Origin of the sequence: Streptomyces sp. NPDC058195 (assembly GCF_042883525.1) — a bacterium.
Lineage (GTDB): Bacteria > Actinomycetota > Actinomycetes > Streptomycetales > Streptomycetaceae > Streptomyces.
The window spans coordinates 232,040-250,750 of record NZ_JBHVVM010000004.1 but is presented as its reverse complement, the minus strand read 5'-3'; the positions used below and the strand labels follow the sequence as shown (position 1 = coordinate 250,750).

The 18,711-nt window shown below is 72.8% G+C and carries 17 protein-coding genes; 6 read left to right on the top strand and 11 right to left on the bottom strand.

Going from position 1 to position 18,711, the window contains the following annotated elements; genetic code table 11:
• Window positions 1–30: 30 nt before the first annotated feature.
• The 3 genes from argC to ACFVWY_RS07130 all read right to left on the bottom strand — a co-directional run bounded on the left by argC (window position 31) and on the right by ACFVWY_RS07130 (window position 3,223).
• Window positions 31–1,059 carry an N-acetyl-gamma-glutamyl-phosphate reductase gene (argC, locus tag ACFVWY_RS07140; protein WP_389868128.1) on the bottom strand — a complete coding sequence of 343 codons (1,029 nt, stop codon included), beginning with the start codon at window positions 1,057–1,059 and terminating at the stop codon, window positions 31–33.
• A 104-nt stretch (window positions 1,060–1,163) separates the two neighbouring features.
• The gene (gap, locus tag ACFVWY_RS07135) at window positions 1,164–2,162 is read right to left on the bottom strand and encodes a type I glyceraldehyde-3-phosphate dehydrogenase (RefSeq protein WP_389868126.1); all 999 of its coding nucleotides are present in this window, start codon (window positions 2,160–2,162) and stop codon (window positions 1,164–1,166) included.
• A 104-nt stretch (window positions 2,163–2,266) separates the two neighbouring features.
• Window positions 2,267–3,223, bottom strand: a complete 957-nt coding sequence (locus tag ACFVWY_RS07130; RefSeq protein WP_389868124.1) for a GlxA family transcriptional regulator — start codon at window positions 3,221–3,223, stop codon at window positions 2,267–2,269.
• 107 nt (window positions 3,224–3,330) lie between these two features.
• Between ACFVWY_RS07130 and ACFVWY_RS07125 the strand changes: the two genes are divergently transcribed.
• From ACFVWY_RS07125 to ACFVWY_RS07115, 3 genes are all read left to right on the top strand, one after another.
• Window positions 3,331–3,828 (top strand): peptidylprolyl isomerase, encoded by a 498-nt coding sequence (locus tag ACFVWY_RS07125; protein WP_389868122.1) that lies wholly within the window; start codon window positions 3,331–3,333, stop codon window positions 3,826–3,828.
• 102 nt (window positions 3,829–3,930) lie between these two features.
• Window positions 3,931–4,434 (top strand): hypothetical protein, encoded by a 504-nt coding sequence (locus ACFVWY_RS07120; protein ID WP_389868120.1) that lies wholly within the window; start codon window positions 3,931–3,933, stop codon window positions 4,432–4,434.
• 79 nt (window positions 4,435–4,513) lie between these two features.
• On the top strand, window positions 4,514–5,257 hold the full coding sequence (locus ACFVWY_RS07115; RefSeq protein WP_389868118.1) for a Clp protease N-terminal domain-containing protein: 744 nt from the start codon (window positions 4,514–4,516) through the stop codon (window positions 5,255–5,257).
• A gap of 177 nt (window positions 5,258–5,434) precedes the next feature.
• Here ACFVWY_RS07115 and ACFVWY_RS07110 read toward each other — a convergent pair whose 3' ends face one another.
• Both ACFVWY_RS07110 and ACFVWY_RS07105 read right to left on the bottom strand, forming a co-directional pair.
• Window positions 5,435–6,010 carry a histidine phosphatase family protein gene (locus ACFVWY_RS07110; RefSeq protein ID WP_389868116.1) on the bottom strand — a complete coding sequence of 192 codons (576 nt, stop codon included), beginning with the start codon at window positions 6,008–6,010 and terminating at the stop codon, window positions 5,435–5,437.
• Window positions 6,011–6,155: 145 nt separating this feature from the next.
• Window positions 6,156–7,625, bottom strand: a complete 1,470-nt coding sequence (locus ACFVWY_RS07105; RefSeq protein ID WP_389868114.1) for a PLP-dependent aminotransferase family protein — start codon at window positions 7,623–7,625, stop codon at window positions 6,156–6,158.
• On the opposite strand from ACFVWY_RS07105, the gene ACFVWY_RS07100 reads away from it, so the two are divergent.
• Entirely contained in the window at window positions 7,624–8,595 is a 972-nt protein-coding gene (locus tag ACFVWY_RS07100) for a DMT family transporter (protein ID WP_389868112.1), read from the top strand. The two genes, ACFVWY_RS07105 and ACFVWY_RS07100, sit on opposite strands and share 2 nt — an antisense overlap.
• Window positions 8,596–8,679: 84 nt before the next feature.
• Window positions 8,680–8,889, top strand: coding sequence for a DUF1918 domain-containing protein (locus ACFVWY_RS07095; protein ID WP_389868110.1), 210 nt, complete (start codon window positions 8,680–8,682; stop codon window positions 8,887–8,889).
• A gap of 63 nt (window positions 8,890–8,952) precedes the next feature.
• On the opposite strand, the gene ACFVWY_RS07090 is transcribed toward ACFVWY_RS07095, so the two are convergent.
• Window positions 8,953–10,218, bottom strand: a complete 1,266-nt coding sequence (locus ACFVWY_RS07090) for a glycoside hydrolase family 10 protein (RefSeq protein ID WP_389868109.1) — start codon at window positions 10,216–10,218, stop codon at window positions 8,953–8,955.
• A 223-nt stretch (window positions 10,219–10,441) separates the two neighbouring features.
• Here ACFVWY_RS07090 and ACFVWY_RS07085 point away from each other — a divergent pair, with 223 nt between their 5' ends.
• The gene (locus ACFVWY_RS07085; RefSeq protein ID WP_389868107.1) at window positions 10,442–11,302 is read left to right on the top strand and encodes a 3-hydroxybutyryl-CoA dehydrogenase; all 861 of its coding nucleotides are present in this window, start codon (window positions 10,442–10,444) and stop codon (window positions 11,300–11,302) included.
• Window positions 11,303–11,400: 98 nt separating this feature from the next.
• On the opposite strand, the gene ACFVWY_RS07080 is transcribed toward ACFVWY_RS07085, so the two are convergent.
• The 5 genes from ACFVWY_RS07080 to ACFVWY_RS07060 all read right to left on the bottom strand — a co-directional run bounded on the left by ACFVWY_RS07080 (window position 11,401) and on the right by ACFVWY_RS07060 (window position 18,708).
• The gene (locus ACFVWY_RS07080; RefSeq protein WP_389868105.1) at window positions 11,401–11,931 is read right to left on the bottom strand and encodes an NUDIX hydrolase; all 531 of its coding nucleotides are present in this window, start codon (window positions 11,929–11,931) and stop codon (window positions 11,401–11,403) included.
• 87 nt (window positions 11,932–12,018) lie between these two features.
• The gene (locus tag ACFVWY_RS07075) at window positions 12,019–13,368 is read right to left on the bottom strand and encodes a transcriptional regulator (protein WP_389868103.1); all 1,350 of its coding nucleotides are present in this window, start codon (window positions 13,366–13,368) and stop codon (window positions 12,019–12,021) included.
• A 390-nt stretch (window positions 13,369–13,758) separates the two neighbouring features.
• The gene (gene pheT, locus ACFVWY_RS07070; protein WP_389868101.1) at window positions 13,759–16,272 is read right to left on the bottom strand and encodes a phenylalanine--tRNA ligase subunit beta; all 2,514 of its coding nucleotides are present in this window, start codon (window positions 16,270–16,272) and stop codon (window positions 13,759–13,761) included.
• Complete coding sequence (gene pheS / locus ACFVWY_RS07065; protein ID WP_389868099.1) at window positions 16,272–17,399, bottom strand: phenylalanine--tRNA ligase subunit alpha; 1,128 nt, start codon at window positions 17,397–17,399, stop codon at window positions 16,272–16,274. Before pheS ends, pheT begins: the two co-directional genes overlap by 1 nt.
• A 145-nt stretch (window positions 17,400–17,544) precedes the next feature.
• Window positions 17,545–18,708, bottom strand: coding sequence for an ATP-binding protein (locus ACFVWY_RS07060; protein ID WP_389868097.1), 1,164 nt, complete (start codon window positions 18,706–18,708; stop codon window positions 17,545–17,547).
• Window positions 18,709–18,711: the final 3 nt, after the last annotated feature.

Genomic DNA, 18,711 nt, shown 5'->3' with positions numbered 1-18,711 from the left:
TCCGCTGGCCGGCGGCCGTGCCCTCGTCGTTCACGGAGCGAGGCCGATCGTGGAAAGGCCGGTCTCCTCGGGCAGGCCGAGGGCGATGTTCATGCTCTGCAGGGCGCCGCCGGCGGTGCCCTTGGTGAGGTTGTCGATGGCGCTGATCACGATGATCCGGCCCGCGGACGTGTCGAGGGCGACCTGGATCTGTACGGCGTTGGAACCGTGAACGGCCGCCGTGGCGGGCCACTGCCCCTCGGGGAGCAGGTCCACGAAGGGTTCGTCGGCGAAGGCCTTCTCGTACACCTCGCGGACGGCTTCGGCGCTCACTCCGGGCTTCGCCTTCGCGCTGCAGGTCGCGAGGATGCCGCGGGGCATCGGCGCCAGGGTCGGCGTGAAGGAGACGCCGACCGGCTCGCCGGCCGCGGCGCTGAGGTTCTGGATCATCTCGGGGGTGTGCCGGTGCGCGCCGCCGACCCCGTACGGGGACATGCTGCCCATCACCTCGGAGCCGAGCAGGTGCGGCTTGGCCGCCTTGCCCGCGCCGGAGGTGCCGGAGGCGGCGACGATCACGGCCTCCGGCTCGGCGAGCTGGGCCGCGTACGCCGGGAAGAGGGCGAGCGAGACGGCGGTCGGGTAGCAGCCGGGCACCGCGATCCGCTTGGTGCCGCAGAGCGCCGGGCGCCCACCGGGGAGCTCGGGCAGGCCGTAGGGCCAGGTCCCGGCGTGCGCGGAGCCGTAGAACCGCTCCCAGTCACCGGCGTCCCTGAGCCGGAAGTCGGCCCCCATGTCCACGATCAGGACGTCATCGCCGAGCTGTTCGGCGACGGCGGCGGACTGGCCGTGCGGGAGCGCGAGGAAGACCACGTCGTGTCCGGCGAGGACCTCGGGCGTGGTCGGCTGGAGCACCCGGTCGGCGAGGGGCCGCAGGTGCGGCTGGAGCGCGCCGAGCCGCTGCCCCGCGTTGGAGTTGGCCGTGAGCGCCCCGATCTCGACCTGGGGGTGAACCAGCAGAAGGCGGAGCAGTTCCCCGCCGGCGTATCCGCTTGCCCCTGCCACCGCTGCGCGTACCACCATCGAAACCTCCTCGTCGATGGCATGACTATACGCAACGCTGCACTTTTATGCAAAGATTTATGGGGCGGAGTCGTACGGGGGCGGGGTTCTGCTCCGGCGTCCGGTCAGTGCGCGGCGAGGAGCTGGAGCGTGTCGATCACACGGTTGGAGAAGCCCCACTCGTTGTCGTACCAGGCGACCACCTTGACGTGGCGGCCCTCGACGCGGGTGAGGGCCGAGTCGAAGATCGACGACGCCGGGTTGCCCGTGATGTCCGACGACACCAGCGGGTCGTCCGAGTACTCCAGGACGCCGGCGAGCGGCCCCTCGGCGGCGGTGCGGTACGCGGCCAGCACCTCGTCGCGCGTCACCTCGCGGGCCACCGTCGTGTTGAGCTCGACGATCGAGCCCACCGGAACCGGCACGCGGATCGAGTCACCCGACAGCTTGCCGTCGAGGTTCGGCAGCACGAGGCCGATCGCCTTGGCGGCGCCGGTCGTCGTCGGCACGATGTTGACACCCGCGGCGCGCGCCCGGCGGGGGTCGCGGTGCGGGCCGTCCTGGAGGTTCTGCTCCTGGGTGTAGGCGTGCACCGTCGTCATGAAACCGTGCTCGATACCGGCGAGGCCGTCGAGCACCGCGGCCAGTGGCGCCAGCGCGTTGGTGGTGCAGGAGGCGTTCGAGACGACCGTGTGCACGTCCGGGTCGTAGGCCTCGGTGTTGACCCCGAAGGCGAGCGTGACGTCGGCGCCGTCCGACGGCGCGCTGACCAGCACCTTCCTCGCGCCCGCGTCGAGGTGGGCGCGGGCGGCCTTCGCCGAGGTGAAGCGGCCGGTGGCCTCCAGGACGATGTCGACCCCGAGTTCGGCCCACGGAAGCTGCGCCGGCTCGCGCTCGGCCAGCACCTTGATGCGGTGACCGTCCACGACAAGGACATCCCCGTCGACGGTCACCGGACGGCCGAGACGACCGGACGTCGAGTCGTAGGCGAGCAGCCGGGCGAGCGCGGTGGGCTCCGTGAGGTCGTTGACGGCGACGACCTCGAGTGTGGTGTCGCGCTCCAGCAGGGCGCGGAGCACGTTGCGTCCGATGCGGCCGAATCCGTTGATGGCGATGCGAGTCATGAGTGGTGTCCCTTCGGTTCGCCACCCAATCTCGCGCGCCGCGCCCGCGCGCGACAGCGGCACGATTGCCACGGTTCACAAGGATCTCGCCACGCGGCAGCGGGTTACTCCCCCTTGGTGAAGGTGCGCCGGTATTCGCTCGGCGTGGTGCCGAGGATCCGCTGGAAGTGCAGCCTCAGGTTGGCGCCGGTGCCCAGGCCCACGTCGGTGGCGATCTGCTCGACGCTCCGCTCCGAACGCTCCAGCAGTTCGCGGGCGAGATCGACGCGGGCCCGCATGACCCACTGCATCGGCGTGTACCCGGTGTCCTCGACGAAGCGCCGCGAGAACGTGCGCGGTGACACCGCGGCGTGCCGGGCGAGCGCCTCCAGGGTGAGGGGACGGCCGAGCCGGTGGAGCGCCCATTCCCGGGTGGCGGCGAACCGCTCGCCGAGCGGTTCGGGCACGCTGCGCGGTACGTACTGCGCCTGGCCGCCGCTGCGGTACGGGGCCGCGACGAGCCTGCGGGCCGCGTGGTTGGACGCGGCCACTCCGAGGTCGCCGCGCAGGATGTGCAGGCACAGATCGATGCCCGAGGCGGCGCCCGCCGACGTCAGCACGCTGCCCTCGTCGACGAACAGGACGTTCTCGTCGACCCGGACGAGCGGATGCCGGGCCGCCAGCGCCCGCGTGTAGTGCCAGTGCGTCGTGGCGCGCCTGCCGTCGAGCAGGCCCGTGGCGGCGAGTGCGAAGGCGCCCGTCGAGATGGCGGCGAGCCGCGCGCCCCGGGCATGGGCGGCGATCAGCGCGCCGAGGACGGCCTGCGGCGGGTCCTCGCGGTCCGGGAACCGGTAGCCGGGGACGAAGACGAGGTCGGCCCACGCCAGCGCGTCCAGGCCGTGGGTGACGCCGTACGCCAGGCCGTCACCGCCGGTCACGAGCCCGGGGACCGCCCCGCACACCCGGACCTCGTAGGGCATGCTCGCGCGGGTCGAGAAGACCTGCGCCGGAATTCCGACGTCGAGCGGCTTGGCGCCTTCGAGCACGAGGACGGCGACGCGGTACAGGCGGGAGGCTGGCACGAGGGAGAGGCTACGTGGGGTGCGCGTCTTCGAGGCGCCCACGGTGCGGGACCGCGATAGACCCGCCCGGCCGTCGGCTTCGAACACCGCGATGTCAGGATGGATCCATGACGAGCAAGGTTTATTTCGACATCACCATCGACGACAAGCCCGCCGGGCGGATCACCTTCAAGCTGTTCGACGACGTCGTCCCCAAGACGGCGGAGAACTTCCGGAAGCTGGCGACCGGCGAGGAGGGCTTCGGTTACAAGGGGTCGTCCTTCCACCGCATCATCCCCGACTTCATGCTTCAGGGCGGCGACTTCACCCGCGGCGACGGCACGGGCGGCAAGAGCATCTACGGCGCCAAGTTCCCCGACGAGAACTTCAAGCTCACGCACTCCAAGCCCGGCCTGCTCTCCATGGCCAACGCCGGTCCCCACTCGAACGGCTCGCAGTTCTTCATCACGACGATCGTGACGTCGTGGCTGGACGGCAAGCACGTGGTGTTCGGTGAGGTCGACAACCAGGAGAGCATGGACCTGGTCAAGAAGATCGAGGCCCTCGGCTCGGGGAGCGGCCGCCCCTCCGCGAAGGTCACCATCGCGGACAGCGGAACCCTCTGACCCGTACCCTCATTCACTGACACGAGCGCGCCGCCCGGCCTCCACGCCGGGCGGCGCGCTCCGTCGTACCGGTAGCCCCGCCCCACTCGTTACGGTGCCGCCATGGGGAACACATTCCGCGGCGCGGGCCACAGTCTGTCGATGTCCAACGGAAGTACGGACGTCTTCGTCGATGTACTCATGCTGGCCGTGTCCGCACTCGCCGGGAGCGTCTGGGAGTACCGCTTCGCCACCCTGCTGAACGCGCAGGACCAGAGCGCGGTGGGGCGCGGGACGGTCGGGTTCGACCTGGAGGAGATCGACTGGGGCCGCTCCCCCGGCGAGCGGGCCGCGGCGAAGGACTTCGTCCTGCGGGTGCTCGACCTGGCCCTGCTCAGGCACCGGTGGAACGAGCTGGACTACGACCCGCCCTACGCCGAGAGGTTCCTGCGGCAGTACCGGGAGATGGTCGAGGCGTTCGACCCCGCCGACGCCGACCCCCGCGACGACACCTTCCCCGGGCCGGAGGAGGCCTTCATGGCCTCGTGCGTACGGCACCGGGTGCTGTGCGCGCCCGCGTACTGGGACACATGCGTCTTCTGCAACGGAGCCGAGCCGCCGCACTGAGTCCGTGACGCGCCGTCCCGTGCACCCCGGGTGTCAACCGACGGTTGACACCCGGGGGCTGTCAACCTACGGTTGACGCATGGTGAATCCCACACACCCGGCCCATCCCGTGCGCCTCGACGATCTGATCGAGGCCATCAAGAAGTCCCACACCGACGCCCTCGACCAGCTGTCCGACGCGGTGATCGCGGCGGACCACCTCGGCGACGTGGCCGACCATCTGATCGGGCACTTCGTGGACCAGGCCCGCCGCTCGGGCGCCTCCTGGACCGAGATCGGCAAGAGCATGGGGGTGACCCGGCAGGCGGCCCAGAAGCGGTTCGTGCCCAAGGACCCCGGCGAGGTCTCCGGCCTCGACCCCAGCCAGGGGTTCGGCCGCTTCACCCCGCGGGCCCGCAACGTCGTGATGGCCGCGATGAACGAGGCCCGCACGGCGCACAACGACGAGATCGGCACCGCGCACCTGGTGCTCGGGCTGCTCAGCGAACCGGAAGGGCTGGCCGCCGCCCTCATCAGGGCCCGGGGCGTCACGCTGGAGTCCGTCCGCCGGGCCGCGACCGAGGCACTGCCCCCGGCCGTGAGCGGCGAACTGCCCGAACTCGCCCCGTACGACGCCGGGGCCCGCAAGGTGCTCGAACTGACGGTCAGGGAGGCCCTCCGGATGGGCCACAACTACGTCGGAACGGAGCATCTCCTGCTCGCCCTGCTGGAGCAGGAGGACGGCGCGGGCGTACTGACCGGGCTCGGCCTCGACAAGGCCGCGCTCGAGACGGCCGTCACCGAGGCTCTCGCCCTGCTCACCGGCACCGAGCAGAGCGGCTGATCTCAGCGGCGGTCACACGGCGGCCGCTCCCGGTCGGGACCGGTGCCGGTCGGGACCGGTGCCGGTTCCCCTCCGCGGCGGATTCAGGCCAGGCGGCGGTCCGCCGGGCGGCGTGGCGGGCACGGCCGCGGAAGCGACGGCGACCGCGCTGCGACCAGGCCGTTTCCGGTGCGCCGCTCAGCGCGCCCCCGCTTCGAGCCGCAGGCTCCAGCGGCCTGGCCCGCCGGTGAGCGTGACCGTGGAGAGCGGTCCGACGTCCACGTTCCAGTACGTCGACGGCGGGGCCTTCAGCGCGTAGACCAAAGCGGCCCGGACGACCGCGGGTTCGGCCACGGCCACGATGGCGCCGTCGCACACCGGGCGGGTGTCCAGCCAGCCCCCGACCCGGGTGATGAACGCGAGCAGCGGTTCGCCGCCGTGCGGGGCGGCGCGCGGGTCCGCGAGCCAGGCGTCGACCGCCGCCGGTTCGCACGCCGCGACGTCGGCGAGGGTGCAGCCCCGCCACCGGCCCATGTCGCAGTCGCGCAGGGCGGGCTGGACGAGCGGGGCGAAGCCGAGCGCGTCGCCGGTCGCGCGGCTGCGCGGGGTCGGTGAGCAGTAGCGCAGTTCGGCGGCGCCCAGGGAGGCGAGGGCGGGCGCGGCGAGCCGTATCTCGTACAGACCGGTGGGGTCGAGCGGCCGGTCGTCGTCGAAACGCTCGGCGAGCAGGCCGGAGCTGCGGGCCGCGGCGACCAACGAGACTCTGGAAGTCATGGCGGCGATCGTGGATCCGAACACCCTGTCGGTCAAGGGGTCTCACACGTCCGTCCGCACCGGGCCGCACCGGGGCCCGTGCACCCTTCCGCGGGACCGATTGGCCTGATTCCCCTCTTCCCACGGGACGCGGGGACGTTCTCGATCAGGGCCGCGGACCGCCGGCGCCAGAACCGGGCATCACCTCCTCGCAGGCGGTGCGCAGCCGCCGTACCCCCTCGGTGATCCCGGCCGCCCCGGCGACCGCGGCGAAGCTCAGCCGGATGTGCGGGGCCGGGGGTTCGGCGCAGAAGTACGGGCGGCCGGGCGCGATCGCGACGCCCGCGCGCAGGGCCGCCGAGACGACGGCGGACTCGTCCGCACCGGCTTCCGCTCCGGGCAGCCGCAGCCAGAGGCTGCCGCCCCCGGCCGGGATGTGCGGCAGTCCGAGCGCGGGCAGCTCCCTGCCCAGGGCCGCCGTCAGGGCGGTGCGACGCTCCCGCAGCGCGGCCGACACGGCCCGCAGGTGATGGCCCCAGGCCGGGGCGCCGACGAGTTCGAGCGCCGCTTCCTGGAGCGGGCGGGGCACGAAGAAGCTGTCGACGACCTGGATGGCCCGCAGCCGCTCCATCACCGGCCCCCGGGCGGCGAGCGCGGCCACCCGCAGGCTCGGCGAGGCGATCTTGGTGAGGGAGCGGACGTGGACGACCACCCCGTCCGGGTCGTCGGCGGCCAGCGGCGCGGGCAGTGGCCCGGCGTCGTCGTGGACCAGGCGGCGCGCGAAGTCGTCCTCGACCACGAAGGCACCCGCGCCGCGGGCGATCCGGACGACCTCGGCGCGCCGCTTCGGGGCCAGGACCGCGCCGGTCGGGTTCTGGAAGAGCGGCTGGCAGACGAAGACGCGGGCGCCGGTGGCCCGGAACGCGGCGTCGAGCAGGTCCGTCCGTACGCCGTCGGCGTCGACGGGCACCGGAACCGGCCGCAGCCCGGCCGCGCGGGCGACCGCCAGCATGCCCGGGTACGTGGGTGACTCGACCAGCACCGGGGCACCGGGCGGGGCGAGGGCGCGCAACGCGGTGGCCAGGGCGCTCTGGCCACCCGCCGTGATCAGCACCTCGGCGGCGGTGAGCGCGGGCCCGATGTCCCGGGCGAACCAGGACCGCAGCTCGGTCAGGCCGTCGGTGGGCGGGCGCCCCCAGGCGCCGGGGCGGCGGCCCGCGCGGGCGAGGGCGGCGGCCAGCGCCCGCTCCGGCCGGAGGGAGGCGTGGAGGTAGCCGCCGTTCAGCTCGATGACCCCGGGCGGCGGGGCGGCGAGGGTGACGAGCACACCGGAGGCGTCGACGGTGCGCGGCACCGCCTCGGGGCCTCCGTCGCCGCAGAGGGAGACCTCCTGCCAGGAGGTGTCGCCCGGGGGTGTCCCGGCGCGGAGCTCGGCCCGGAAGGCGCCGGAGCCGGGCCGGGTGACCACCAGGCCCTCGGCGACGAGCTGGGCGACGGCCCGGGACACGGTGACGGGGCTGGCCCGGAAGCGCTCCACGAGCTCCCGGCTCGACGGCAGCTTTCCACCAGGTGGATAGCGGTTGAGCTCACCGCGGATACATTCGGCCAGTTCAGCGACGCTGGTACGCTCGTGCATGAGAGATGACAATAGCGCTATCCCCTGCGACACGATAGCGGTCACCGCACCACCCGCCACCGGAGCCACGTCCTCCCCCGCGGCCCCCACCGCCTCCGGGCGCGCGCCGCGCCGGAGCGGAACCGCCCTCGCCGGGCTCGGAGTCCTCGCCTTCTCGCTGACCTTCCCCTCCACCGCCTGGGGCCTGGAGAGCTTCGGCCCCTGGTCGCTGGTGTCGCTGCGCACCCTGCTCGCCGCCCTGATCGCGGGCGGGGCCCTGCTGCTGGGCCGGGCCCCGCTGCCGGAGCGCCGGCACCGGGCCGCGCTCGTCGTGGTCGCCGCGGGGGTCGTGGTCGGCTTCCCGCTGCTGACCACGCTGGCGCTGGAGACCTCCACGACCTCGCACGCGGCCGTGGTCGTGGGACTCCTGCCGCTGACCACGGCGGTGTTCTCCTCGCTGCGGACCGGGGCGCGCCCGCCCCGCGCCTTCTGGATCGCGGCACTGGCGGGCGCGGGCGTGGTGATCGCGTTCACCGTGTGGCAGAGCGGGGGCGAGCTGTCCGGCGGCGATCCGTACCTCTTCGGCGCGCTGCTGGTGTGCGCGGCCGGGTACGCGGAAGGGGGCAGGCTGGCCCGGGTGATGCCGGGCTGGCAGGTGGTGAGCTGGGCCCTGGTGCTCTGCCTGCCGCTCGCGCTGGCGGGAGCGGCGGTCGCGGTGCCGGCCGAACCGATGCGGCTGACCGCGCACGGGGTGATCGGACTGGTGTGGGTGGCCGCCGCCTCGACCGTCCTCGGCCTCTACGTCTGGTACCGCGGGATGGCGGAGATCGGGGTGCCCAGGGCCTCCCAGCTCCAGCTCGCACAGCCCCTGCTGACCCTGGGGTGGTCGTTCTTCCTGCTGGACGAGGAGGTCCCGGTGGCGGCTCCGGTGGCGGCGCTCGCGGTGCTCGTCTGTATCGCCGCCACCCAGCGGGCGGGGCGCTCGCGCTGACCGCGAAGCCGTTCGCCGGGCGAAGTCCGGGCCGGGACATAGACTTGTCGACATGGACCGCCACCCTGGAGGAGGTCAGTCCCGATGGAGGCACGCACCGGCGACCGCCTGGTCACCCACGGCCGGACCGTGGGCCAGCACGACAAGGTCGCAGAGATCGTCGAAGTACTCGGTGCCGGGGGCACTCCCCCGTACCGCGTCCGCTCCGACGACGGACACGAACATCTGATTTCGCCCGGACCCGACAGCGTCGTGGAGCACAGCGGCGCACGGAAGCGGCCGCCGGCCGCGTAGGGCATGTTCCGGGGGGCGCGGGCAGGTCGGCCGGTTCTCCGGCCGGTCCGCCCGCGACACCCGTCAGCGGGGCGGAAGCACCCGGCCCGGGTAGTGGTCGCCCACCACCCGCGCCATCGCCCCGATCCGGTCGGTGACCACGTCCTTCCCGGAGAAGTAGACGTGACCGCGGACCTGGTCGTGGTCGGCGGCCAGGTCGAGGTGGCGGGAGAGTTCGGCCGGGTCCTGCCAGGCGGCGGGCTGGGCCGGGTCACCGGCCTTGTAGAGCGCCTCCCCCACGAACAGGTCGACGCCCGTGCCCCGGACGGCCTCGCTCCACCAGGCCAGCAGTTTGGCGTAGTCGGCGGCGGCGAAGCCGATGTTCCAGTAGATCTGCGGGCAGATGTAGTCGATCCAGCCCTTCTTGACCCAGCCGCGGGTGTCGGCGTGCAGGTCGTCGTACGTCTGCACCCCCGCCTTGGTGTCGGAGCCGAGCGGGTCGGTCGCGGCGTTGCGCCATACCCCGAACGGACTGATGCCGAACTGGACGTTCTTCCGGATGGCCTTGATCCGCTCGGCCGTCTCGCGCACCAGTGTGTCGGTGTTGTCGCGCCGCCAGGACGCCTTGTCCGGAAAGCCCGCGCCGTACGTGGCGTACGTGGCGTCGTCGTCGAAGACCTGGCCCGCGACCGGGTACGGGTAGAAGTAGTCGTCCCAGTGCACGGCGTCGATGTCGTAGCGGCGGACCGCGTCGAGCATCGCGTCCTGGACGAAGCGGCGGACCTCGGGGATCCCGGGGTTGTAGTAGAGCTTGCCGCCGTACGGCAGGACCCAGTCGGGGTGGAGCCTGGCCGGGTGGGTGGCGGCCAGCCGGGACGGGTCGGTGTGGTTGGCGACCCGGTACGGGTTGAACCAGGCGTGCAGCTCCAGTCCACGGCGGTGCGCCTCGCTGACCGCGGTGCCCAGCGGATCCCAGCCGGGGTCCTTGCCCTGGACGCCGGTGAGGTACTGGGCCCATGGCTCGTAAGGCGAGGGCCACAGCGCGTCGGCGGTCGGCCGGACCTGGAGGACGACCGTGTTCAGCCGCAGCTCCACCGCCTTGTCGAGGTACGCGATCAGCTCGGCCTTCTGCGCCGCAGCCGGCAGTCCCGGCTTCGAGGGCCAGTCGAGATTGACGACGCTGGCCACCCACATGCCGCGCAGTTCGCGCCGCGCGACATCACGGCGCCTCCCCGGCGACGACACGCCCGCCCCCGAAGCCTCGTCCCGCCGGACTGGGACCGCGGCCGCGTCACCCGCCGCGACGGCTGTTCCCATGACCCCCGCAACCACGCCTGCCGCACCCGTCACAAAGCCTCTTCGGGCCATTTGCCGCATTTCGCTGCACCTGCCGTCTCTCTGTGCTCGTCGTCAACATCCGTCGCCCCAGTAACCAGGCGTAACGCAGAGCATGCCCGCCCCGGCCCGCGATGACCCGCAGGACGCGAGTAACGTCGTGGGGTCGGGCCGGGCACCGGAATCGGACGGGAACCCGCGGCCCCGGAACAGCGAAAGGCACGAGGTGACGGACTCTATGGCCGACATTGCGCGGGTCGGAGTAGTGGGTTGTGGCCAGATGGGCGCGGGCATCGCCGAGGTGTGCGCCCGCAGCGGTCTCGATGTCCTGGTGGCCGAGACCACCGGCGAGGCGTTGGAGATCGGCCGCACCCGGCTGCACAACTCCCTGTCGAAGGCCGCCGAACGCGGCAAGATCACGGCCGAGGAGCGCGACGACGCGCTGGCCCGGCTGGCCTTCACCACCGACCTGGGTGAGTTCGCCGACCGCGATCTCGTCATTGAGGCCGTGGTGGAGAACGAGCAGGTCAAGACCGAGATCTTCCAGGTGCTCGACCAGGTCGTGACCCGGCAGGACGCGATCCTCGCCTCGAACACCTCCTCCATCCCGCTGGTGAAGCTGGCCGTGGCGACCTCCCGCCCCGACCAGGTCATCGGCATCCACTTCTTCAACCCGGCCCCGGTGCAGAAGCTCGTCGAGCTGATCCCCGCGCTGACCACGTCCGACGAGACGGTGCGGCGCGCCGAGGCCCTGGTCCGGGACGTGCTGGGCAAGCACCCGATCCGCGCCCAGGACCGCTCGGGTTTCGTGGTCAACGCCCTGCTGATCCCGTACCTGCTCTCCGCGATCCGGATGTTCGAGTCGGGGATCGCCAGCCGTGAGGACATCGACAACGGCATGGAGCTCGGCTGCGCCCACCCCATGGGCCCGCTCAAGCTCGCCGACCTGATCGGGCTCGACACGGTCGCCTCGGTCGCCGACTCGATGTACGCGGAGTTCAAGGAGCCGCTGTACGCCGCTCCGCCGCTGCTCCAGCGCATGGTGGACGCGGGCAGGCTCGGCCGCAAGACCGGCTCGGGCTTCTACCCGTACGCCTGATTCCCATCGGCGTCGCCTCTCGCGGGGGCCGGTCCGGGCGATCCCCGGACCGGCCCCCGCGCGTGAGCGGATGTTCTCGCCGGCCGTCCTGCGGACGCTCACCCCAGCCGTAAGTGATGGAGCATCATCAGCCCTGCGGCCATGCCCGCGGCCGGGACCTCGCCCCGGGCGATCAGCTCGGGCACCCGCTTGAGCGCTATCCACTCACGACGCGAGGACTCGAAGGCGTCGCGGGGCTCACCGGTCCACACCGCCTCCTCGGACCAGTAGAGGTGGTGCCGGGCGTCGGTCAGCCCGTTGGACGGCTCCACGGTGAGCAGCGGGCGCAGCGGGCCGGGGCGCCAGCCGGTCTCCTCCTCCATCTCCCGGGCGGCGGCAAAGGCGAGGTCCTCGCCGTCCTCGACGACTCCGGCGGCCAGCTCCCAGCCCCAGCTGTCCGTGATGAACCGGTGGCGCCAGAGGAGCAGCACCTCCTCGGCCGCGTTGACGACGGTGGCCGCCGCGACGGGGCGCAGCCGGATGAGGTAGTGGTCGAGATGACGGCCACCGGGGAGGGCCACATCCGCGAGGTTGACCCGGAACCAACGGTTCTCATACACAGTCTGTTCGTTCAGATTCGCCCACTGCACGTTTCTGCCGCCTTCCGACACGTAGGTGGCAACATCGCAGCAGGAGCCGCACCGGAACGGAACGCACCGGTCCTGGCCCGGGGCGGCTCACAGCGGCACGAGGAGCGCTCCGTCGATGAGTTCGGCGGCCCGGCCCGCGTCGGCGCAGCCACTCGCGATCAGCTCCTCGCGCACGGCGCACAGCCGGTCGCGCAGCCGCCGCGACTCCATGCCCCGGGCCCGCTCCGCCATCTCCACCGCCGTGGCCGCCGCCCGGTCCGCCTCGCCCTGGCGCAGCTCGACATGGGTGAGCATGGCCAGCCGGTGCACCCTGCCCCGCTCGTGCGCCGGGACGCGTACCGCGTTGGCGGCGTGCTCCCTGGCGCCCGGCAGGTCTCCGATGCCCAGCAGCGCCTCGGCCACCTGCACGTCGACAAGCCCCGGCTGGACGTACCCGGTCTCGTCCGGCTCCAGGCCCGGGGTGATCCGCGCGGCCTCCGCCTCGGCGCGCCGGATGCACTCCCGCGCGCCGCCCACGTCACCGAGACCGGCGTACGCCTTGGCCTGCATCGCGTACAGGTCGGCGGCGAGCGCGGGACTGATGTGTCCCTTGGCGGCCCGCAGCGCCGCCTGGGCGAAGGCCACGGACTGCCGGTAGTCGGCGAGCAGCAGCGACTGGTTGACCAGCAGGGCGATGACATAGCCGCCGAACCCCCGGTCACCGCTCGCCTTGGCCAGCCGCAGCGCCTGGTGGAAGTAACGCTGGGCCGGGCCGTGCGCGTCGGAGTCGTAGGCGCAGATCCCGGCGACCGCGACCAGACCTCCCGCCGCGCGGTGAAGCCGCCGGCCCATCGCGTCGCTGTAGCCGCCGCGCAGCAGCGGGGCGGTCCCGGCGTTGAGGAAGCCGACGATCCGGGAGCGGGTCGCGATCCCGCCCGCCCGGCGGTACATCAGTTCGTAGTGGGCGCGGGCCGCGCGCAAGGTCGTTATGTCGGCCATGGAGACCCGGGCCGGGCCGCCGCGGGACACATCGAGGTCCTCCGGAGGGTTCTCCCACTCCCAGACCGGCATCACCGCCGCCGTGCCGGTGACGGCGGCCGGTCCGGGGCCGTACGGGCGCTGCGTGTCGTCGGCCCGCCACAGCGCGGTGGCCCGCTCGACGAAGCCGTTGAGCGAGGAGGCGGGCACGACCGCGCCGGGGCCCGGCGCCGCCATGCCGATGTCGTCGAGCGCGACCGTCCTTCTCAGCCGGTTGCCGAGCACCTCACAGATCAGGTCGGGCACCTGGCCGCGCGGGCGCTGCCCCTTCAGCCAGCGGGCCACCGCGGTGTGTTCGTACCGCAGGAGCAGACCGCGGGACCGCCCCGCCCGGTTGATGTGCGCGGCCAGCCCGGCCCGGGAGACCCCCGCCTCCTCGATCAGGGCAGCCAGCAGAACGTTGGGCTCCGTTGCCCCCATGTGTGCCCCTTTGGTGGTTCGGCACGCCGAGGCGTGTCGCACCAGTGGAGCACGATTCACACGGGGTGTGAACGTAATGCCCGAACCGTCCCCCCGCGCACCCTGTCGCACCGGCTCGAAGATCGGTTGAATCAGTCGCCTCGCAGGAGGCGGCCGGGTCGTCTGCTCCCCCTCGTACAGCACGGCGACCCGCTCCCGCACCGTCCGTCCTGCCGACCTGCCCGACACTCCGCGGCAGCACGGACGGTGCCGGACCGCACGACCCACTGCCCATCGATCGGAGGGTGGCCGGGCCCCGGCCCGGACGCGGTCCCCACCGCCCGGCGAGCACGCGGGAGGGGCGCACCCGATAGCCGGGTGCGCCCCTCCTTGCCGTGTACGGTGCGGAGGCTACGCGCCGCGCAGCACCGCGCCCGTCCGCTCGGTGGCGAGGGCCACCGCCGCGTCGCGCGCGGCACTCGCCTCGTCGACGGTCAGCGTGCGGTCCGCCGCGCGGAAACGCAGCGCGTACGCCAGGGACTTGCGGCCCTCGCCGATCTGCTCACCGGTGAAGACGTCGAACAGACGCACCGCTTCGAGCAGTTCGCCCGCGCCCTCGCGCAGTGCCCGCTCCACGTCGGCGGCCGGGACGTTCTCCGCGACGACCAGCGCGACGTCCTGGGTCGCCACCGGGAAGGTGGAGATCCGCGGCGCCCGGAGCGCGCCGTCGGCGGCCTGCTCCAGCACGTCGAGCTCGACCTCCATGGCGCAGCTGCGCTCGGGGAGGTGGAGGTCCTTGACGACCCGCGGGTGCAGCTCACCGGCGTGGCCGAAGAGGGTCTCCTCGCCGTCGACCGTGACGTACAGCGCGGCGCAGCGGCCCGGGTGCCACGGGGCGTGGCGGTCGCTGCGGACGGTCACCTCGACACCGGCCTCGCGGGCGATGGTACGGGCGGCCTCGACGGCGTCCGCCCAGCCCGCCGGGCGGCCTTCTCCCCACCAGCCGGCCTGCTCGCGGGCGCCCGCGAGGACGACCGCGGCCCGGCGCGGCTGACGCGGCAGCGCGGCGTCGAGCGCGGCGATCTGCTCCTCGGCGGGACGGTGGTCGACGGGCAGCCGGACGGCCTTGGTCTCGCCGCCGGTCGGCCGGAAGACCAGACCGGTCTCGAAGAGCGCCAGGTCGTGGCTGCCGCGGCCGTCGTTGCGCCGCAGCGCGCCGAGGAGACCGGGCAGCAGCGTGGTGCGCAGCGCCGGCTCCTCGTCGGAGAGCGGGTTGACGAGCCGGACGGTACGGCGGCGGTCGTCCTCGGTGTCGAGCCCGAGCTGGTCGAGGACGGCGTCGCCGATGAACGGGTAGTTCAGCGCCTCCACGTACCCGGCCCCGGCGAGCGCCCGGCCGATGCGGCGGTGCAGCCGCTGGCGGTCGGTGAGCCCCCGGCCGGACGGCGGGGTGGGGAGGGTGGACGGGAGGTTCTCGTAGCCCTCCAGCCGGATGACCTCCTCGGCGAGGTCGTTCGGCTCGCCGAGGTCGGGGCGCCAGGACGGCGCGGTGACGATCAGCTCGTCCTGCCCGTACACGTCACAGCCGACCTGCTGGAGACGGCGTACGACGGTCTCGCGGCCGTAGGTGACACCGGCCACCCGGTCGGGGTGGTCCGCGGGCATCGCGATGGTGCGCGGCGCGGACGGCGCGCTGATCTCGGTGACCCCGGCCTCGGCGGTGCCACCGGCGAGCAGCACCAGCAGGTCGACGGTGCGCTGCGCGGCGGCCGCGGCGGCCTGCGGGTCGGCGCCGCGCTCGAACCGCTTGGACGCCTCGGAGGAGAGCTTGTGGCGGCGTGCGGTCCGGGCGATCGAGATCGCGTCGAAGTGCGCGGCCTCGATGACGACCTCGGTGGTGCGGTGCTCGCCCTCCTGGGCGTCCGCGATCTCCGTGTGGGCACCGCCCATGACGCCCGCGAGGCCGATCGGCCCGCGGTTGTCGGTGATGACCAGGTCCTCGGCGTCCAGCACGCGGACCGTGCCGTCGAGGGTGGTGAGCTTCTCGCCCTGCTGGGCGCGGCGCACCCCGATCGGCCCGTCGACGCGGGTGCGGTCGTAGGCGTGCAGGGGCTGGCCGAGCTCCAGCATCACGTAGTTCGTGACATCCACGGCGAGCGAGATCGGCCGCATCCCGGCCTTCTGCAGGCGGCGCCGCAGCCAGATCGGGGAGCGGGCCTCGGGCTGGAGGCCGACGACGGTGCGCGCGGTGAAGCGGTCGCAGCCGATCGGATCGGCGATCTTGACCGGGTAGCCGTACGCGTTCGGCGCGGGCACGTCCAGGAGCGCCGGGTCGCGCAGCGGCAGCCCGTACGCGATGGCGGCCTCGCGGGCGACGCCGCGCATCGACAGGCAGTAGCCGCGGTCGGGCGTGACGGCGATGTCGAGGACCTCGTCGACGAGCTGGAGCAGCTCGATCGCGTCGGTGCCGGCCTCGTGCTCCGGCGGCAGCACGATGATGCCGTGCGTGCCGTCGTCGCCCATGCCGAGCTCGTCGGTCGAGCAGATCATGCCGTGGGAGGTCTTGCCGTACGTCTTGCGCGCGGCGATCGCGAAGTCGCCGGGCAGCACGGCGCCCGGGAGGACCACGACGACCTTGTCGCCGACGGCGAAGTTGCGGGCGCCGCAGACGATCTCCTGCGGCTCGCCGGTGCCGTTGGCGTCGCCGACGTCGACCGTGCAGAAGCGGATCGGCTTCTTGAAGCCCTCCAGCTCCTCGATGGTCAGTACCTGTCCGACGACCAGCGGGCCCTTGAGACCGGCGCCGAGCTGCTCGACGGTCTCGACCTCCAGGCCCACGCCGACGAGCTTGGCCTGTACGTCACGGCCGGTCTCCGTCTCCGGCAGGTCGACGTATTCCCGCAGCCAGGAAAGCGGGACGCGCATCAGATCTCCATCCCGAACGGCCGGGTGAACCGGACGTCACCCTCGACCATGTCTCGCATGTCTTCTACGTTGTGGCGGAACATCAGCATCCGTTCGATGCCGAACCCGAAGGCGAATCCGCTGTACTTCTTGGGGTCGACGCCGCAGGCGGTGAGCACCTTCGGGTTGACCATGCCGCAGCCGCCGAGCTCGATCCAGCCCTCGCTGCCGCAGGTGCGGCAGGGGCGGTCCGGGTTGCCGACGGACGCGCCGCGGCAGACGTAGCAGACCATGTCCATCTCGGCGGACGGCTCGGTGAACGGGAAGAAGTTCGGCCGCAGCCGGGTCTTCATGTCCGGTCCGAAGAGCGCCTGGACCATGTGGTCGAGGGTGCCCTTGAGGTCGGCCATGGTGAGGCCCTCATCGACGGCGAGCAGCTCGATCTGGTGGAAGACCGGGGTGTGTGTCGCGTCGAGCTCGTCGGTGCGGTAGACCCGGCCGGGGCAGACCACGTAGACCGGGGGCTCGCGGTCGAGCAGGGTGCGGGCCTGGACCGGCGAGGTGTGGGTGCGCAGCACGACACCGGACTCGTCGGTCTTCGCGCCGTCGGCGCCCTGGACGAAGAAGGTGTCCTGCATCTGCCGGGCCGGGTGGTCGGGCACGAAGTTCAGGGCGTCGAAGTTGAACCACTCCGCCTCGACCTCGGGGCCCTCGGCGATCTCGTAGCCCATGGCCACGAAGACGTCCGAGACGCGCTCCATGAACGTCGTCAGCGGGTGCCGGGCCCCGGCCGGGGTGCGGTCGTACGGCAGGGTGACGTCCACGGCCTCCTCGACCAGCACGCGGGCGTCCCGCTCGGCCTCCAGCTCCGCCTGGCGGGCGGCGAGCGCGCGGCCGACGGCGGCGCGGGCCTGGCCCACGCGCTTTCCGGCCTCGGCCTTGGCCTGCGGCGGCAGTGCGCCGATCTCGCGGTTGGCGAGCGACAGCGGCGACGTACCCGACGTGTGCGCGGTCTTCGCCTGGGCGAGCGCGTCGAGGTCACCGGCGGCGGCGAAGGCGGCGAGCGCCTCGTCCCGCATGCGCTCGATCTCTTCCGGTTTCAGTGTCTCGACCTCGACTGGGTCGTACGACTTGTTCGGTGCCGACATCTCTTCCCGTGCTTCCGATTGGCTGATACTGCGCTTACCGGGGGATGGCCCGGACCCCCATGGCCCCGATCGACGACTGGAGGACGCAAAGGTGCCAAAGGTCGAGTCTAAGGGCCACAGGATGAGTGGGAGGCCCGTGGGCCGCTCAGACCAGGTAGGCCGGCGCGCTCACGGGCAGGATAAATCGGAACTCCGCACCGCCGCCGGGGCCGCGGCCGACCGTGATCGTGCCGCCGTGCGCCTCGACGATGCCCTTGACGATGTAGAGGCCCAGGCCCGTGCCGCCGCGCTTGCTCCCCCGCCAGAAGCGGGTGAAGACACGGCCCATCGACTCCTCGGGAATGCCGGGGCCTTCGTCGCTCACGGTGACGGCCGTTCCCTTCTCGTCGCTCTTCGCGGGTGCGGGCGCGACCTCAATGGTGACGGTTCCCTCGCCGTGCCGCACCGCGTTTTCCAGGAGGTTGCCCAGCACCTGGTCGACCTTGTCCGGGTCGGCCCAGACCGCGGGCAGCGGCTGGCGGGTGCGGACCAGGAAGCGGTCAGGGGTCAGACCTCCCGCCGTGAGCGCCTGGATGTGGCGCTCGACGGCGGCGGAGAGGTCGACGGGCTGGCGGCGCAGCTCCAGGCGGCCCGAGTCGATCCGGGAGATGTCGAGCAGCTCGGCGATGAGCCGGGTGACGCGGCCCGCGTCGGCGTCGACCGTCTCCAGCATCAGGCGCTTCTGGTCGTCGGTGAACCGCTCCCACTTGGCGAGGAGGGTCGCGGTGAAGCCCTTGACGGAGGTCAGCGGGGAGCGCAGCTCGTGGGCGACCGTCGCGATCAGCTCGGCGTGGCTGCGCTCGTTGCGGCGGCGCGCCTCGGTGCCGCGCAGGGAGACCACCACCCGGCGCACCGGCCCGGTCGGGTGCTCGCGCACGTAGCGGGCCGAGACCAGGACCTCCCGGCCGCCGGGCAGCAGCAGGTTGCGCTCGGGCTGGCCGCCCCGGGTGGCGAGGCCGCCGTACGGGTCGGTCAGGGGCCACCAGCGGCGGCCCTTGAGATCCTCCAGGGGCAGCACGTGCTCCAGGCCGTGGCCGAGGGCGGCGGCCTGCGGTACCGCGGTGATCCGGGCGGCGGCGGCGTTGAAGCAGATGACCTGGCCGGTCTCGTCGGCGATGACCAGGCCGTCGGGCAGGTCGTCGGGGTCGACACTCACGTCGGCGGCTCCGAGCTTCACGATCCCGTCCGGTTCACCGGCCGCAGCGGGGGGTTCGCAGGCGTGCACGACGGCCGCGTGTGTCCCGCGCGGCCTGCTCATGCCGACAGCCATATC